The 3,324-nt window shown below is 64.4% G+C and carries 4 protein-coding genes; all 4 read left to right on the forward strand.

Annotated elements, in window-relative coordinates; all coding sequences use genetic code 11:
- Positions 1 to 142: 142 nt before the first annotated feature.
- Positions 143 to 934, forward strand: coding sequence for a 2OG-Fe(II) oxygenase (locus EOD07_RS27815; protein ID WP_245470518.1), 792 nt, complete (start codon positions 143 to 145; stop codon positions 932 to 934).
- Between the two features lie 97 nt (positions 935 to 1,031).
- Positions 1,032 to 1,721, forward strand: a complete 690-nt coding sequence (locus tag EOD07_RS27820; RefSeq protein ID WP_127237669.1) for a GntR family transcriptional regulator — start codon at positions 1,032 to 1,034, stop codon at positions 1,719 to 1,721.
- A 22-nt stretch (positions 1,722 to 1,743) separates the two neighbouring features.
- A complete protein-coding gene (locus EOD07_RS27825; protein WP_127237670.1) occupies positions 1,744 to 2,847 on the forward strand; it encodes a mandelate racemase/muconate lactonizing enzyme family protein in 1,104 nt (367 codons plus the stop codon).
- 1 nt (position 2,848) lies between these two features.
- Positions 2,849 to 3,324: mandelate racemase/muconate lactonizing enzyme family protein (locus EOD07_RS27830; RefSeq protein WP_164772594.1), on the forward strand; the 476-nt coding region annotated here is incomplete at its 3' end.

The raw sequence follows: 3,324 nt of genomic DNA on the forward strand, positions 1-3,324 counted from the left end.
CTCGAAAGCCCGCATCGCGTTCAAAGGCGGAAGCTTTTCCACGTTTTTCCTCGAAAGTTTTTCTTGGGAAACCCTAACAATTTTCTGCGTTGTGGCAAAGTTTTCCTTGGTGTGTAGTGACCTCCAGATTTCGGAGGACGCTATGATCGAAACCATTCTCGACCTGGACCGCTACCCGCTCGACCGCGAAGGCAGCGCCGAATGGCAACGGCTGGTGGACGAGTCCAAGGCCGCGCTGGCAGCCAACGGCATGTTCAACCTCGAAGGCTTCCTGCGCCCCGGCATGGCCGAAAAGGCCGTCGCCGAGGTCCGGCCGGTGATGGACACGCGCTCGCATATCCACAGGCGCATGCACAACATCTATTTCAAGCCGTCGATCCCGGAGCTTTCGCCGGATCATCCGGCGCTGCGCAAGGTGGAGACGATCAGCCACACGGTCTGCGCCGACCAGATCCCGGGCAGCACCGTGCTTTCGATTTACGAATACGCGCCGCTGGTGCGGTTCCTGGCGGCGACGATGGACAAGCCGCAATTGCATGTCATGCAGGATCCCCTCGCCCGCGCCAATGTCATGGGCTACCGCGCCGGCGAAGCGCTCAACTGGCATTTCGACCGCTCGGAATTCACCACGACCCTTCTGCTGCAGGCGCCGGAGCGCGGCGGCGACTTCGAATACCGCACCGACCTGCGCTCGGACGACAACCCGAACTATGACGGCGTGGCGAAACTGCTCGAGGGACGCGATCCCGAGGCAAAGATCCTGCGCATCAAGGCCGGCACGCTGAACGTGTTCCGCGGCAAGAACACCGCGCACCGCGTCACCACCGTCGAAGGCAATCGCGAACGCATGATCGCGGTGTTCTCCTATTACGAACGCCCCGGCGTGATGTTCACCGACGAGGAGCGGATCGGTTTCTACGGGCGAGCGGCTTGAGACTGCCGGCTCAAAATCCGGAGTTCGTGGAAATCAGCTCTTGTTAGATTGTCGACAATCTGCTTGTCTTGCAGAAATTCCTCCCGGGAGTCGACCCATGGCAAAGCTGGATTTCGGTCCGATCGCGGATACGACGCGCAGGGCGGAGATCGTCGCGCTGCTCAGGCGCGCCATCCTGACCGGACAGCTGGAGCCCGGACAGAAGCTCAACGAGCTCCGGATTTCCGAGCAGATGCGGGTGAGCCGCGCGCCGCTGCGCGAGGCCATGCGCGAGCTGGTGCAGGAAGGCATCCTGACCAGCATTCCTTATGCCGGAACCTTTGTCATCGACGTCACCGCCAAGGACATCATCGACGCCTATTCGCTCAACAAGGTGCTGGACGAGTTCGCCATCGAACTCGCCTGGCCGCAGCGCGACCAGCGCTTCTTCGACGAGTTGGACCGTCGTCACGAGGCGGTGAAGCAGGCGACGCGAGCCGTCGACACCACACGCCAGATCGAAACCGCCCTGCAACTGCATGGGCTGGTCTACGAATGGGCCGACAATTCGGTGCTTCTGGAGACCTGGCAGCGCCTGACCAGCCGATTGCAGATGTATTTCGCCCTGCACCAACGGGCGCGCAACGAGCCGGTGCCGGCCGAGGACGTGCACGAGACCTATGTGGCGCTGCTCAAAGGCGCCGACATGCGCGCCGCGCAGCGCCATGCGCGCGAGCATATCGACCTCGATTTCGAGGAGCTTCTCGCCTATGCGCGCGGCCTCGAAAAACGGGCATCGAAGAACTGACCGACAAGCGGACGACGGCAAAGTGAAGATCAAGAGCATCAAGGCCTATCATGTCGTGCAGCCCTTCGTGGACGGGCCCTACCGCATGTCCAAGGGGCGCGTCGCCGACTGCTTCGACGCGGTGATCGTCGCCATCACCTCCGACAACGGCGTGACCGGCTGGGGCGAGATGGCGCCGCTCGGCAATTTCTACTCGGCCGCCTTCCCGGCGGGAGCGCGCGCGGGCGTGCCGGAGATCGCGCCGCATCTCATCGGCCATGACCCGCGCGGGTTCGCCGGCATCGGCCGGCTGATGGACACCGTGTTCAAGGGCCACCCCTACATCAAGTCGGCGCTCGACATGGCGTGCTGGGACCTGGCGGCGCGAGCGGCTGATGTGCCGCTGGTGACCATGCTCGGCGGCCGCGAAAGCGACATGGCGGAAACCTACCGGGTCGTCACCCACGGCACGCTCGACCAGATGGCGGCTTTGGCCAAACGGATCATTGCCGAAGGCTGCCGCCGCCTGCAGGTCAAGGTCGGCGGCAACGTGCATGACGATATCGAGCGGGTGACGACGGTGGCCGCTGCCGTGCCGAAAGGCACGGTGATCTTCTGCGACGCCAATGCCGGCTGGACGCCCTACCAGGCGCGGCAGTTTGCCGACGCCACGCGCGGCATCGACTACACATTCGAGCAGCCCTGCACGACGCTCGACGAGAACATGTCGGTGCGCCGCATGCTCGACAAGCCGATGGTGCTGGACGAATCCGTCACCTCGCTGGGCGAGATGCTGGAGATCCATCGCCGCGGTGCCGCCGACGGATTGACGCTGAAGATCTCGCGGCTGGGCGGCGTGACGCAGACCCGGCTGATCCGCGACGTCGCCGTCGATCTCGGCTTCATGATCACGGTGGAAGACACCGGCGGCGCCGAGATCGATACCGCCGCCATGGCGCATCTGTCGCTGTCGACGCCGGCGGAGCGCCGGCTGCATGCGATTGCCTTCCACGAATGGGTGACGGTGCGCACGGCCAGGAACGCGCCGCCGGTGACCGGCAGCCATATGGGCATCCCCGACGGCTCCGGCCTCGGCATCGATGTCGACCCCGGCCTGCTCGGCGAGCCCTTCTTCGAGATCGGCTGACATGAGGATCAGGCGCGTCAAGGCAACCCCGATCAACTACAGGCTGGAAGCGCCTTACGTCTGGGTCTTCGGCGAGCTCGACGGCTTCTCGCCGACCATCGTCGAGGTCGAGACGGAGGACGGGCTCACCGGCATCGGCGAAGCGCCGACGCCGGGCGCGGCTGCGATCATTAACGACGTGCTGGCGTCCAGGCTTGCCAGTCGCGACGCCTTCGACATCGCCGGCGCGGAGGAAGTCTGCCTGCCCTTCTGGAGCGGCGTGCAGTCGATCAACGACCGCACCCGCATCATGGCCTTCGGCGCCATCGAAATGGCGCTGTGGGATCTGCGCGGCAAGGCTTGGAAGCAGCCGCTCTACCAATTGCTCGGCGGCGCGGTGCGCAAGGACATCCCCTTCACCGACTATTTCTCGCTGCGCGGCAATGGCGCCAAGGTGAAGGGCGAGAAGACGCCGGAAGAGGTCGCCGACTACTGCGT

The sequence above is a fragment of the Mesorhizobium sp. M2C.T.Ca.TU.002.02.1.1 genome (assembly GCF_003997225.1).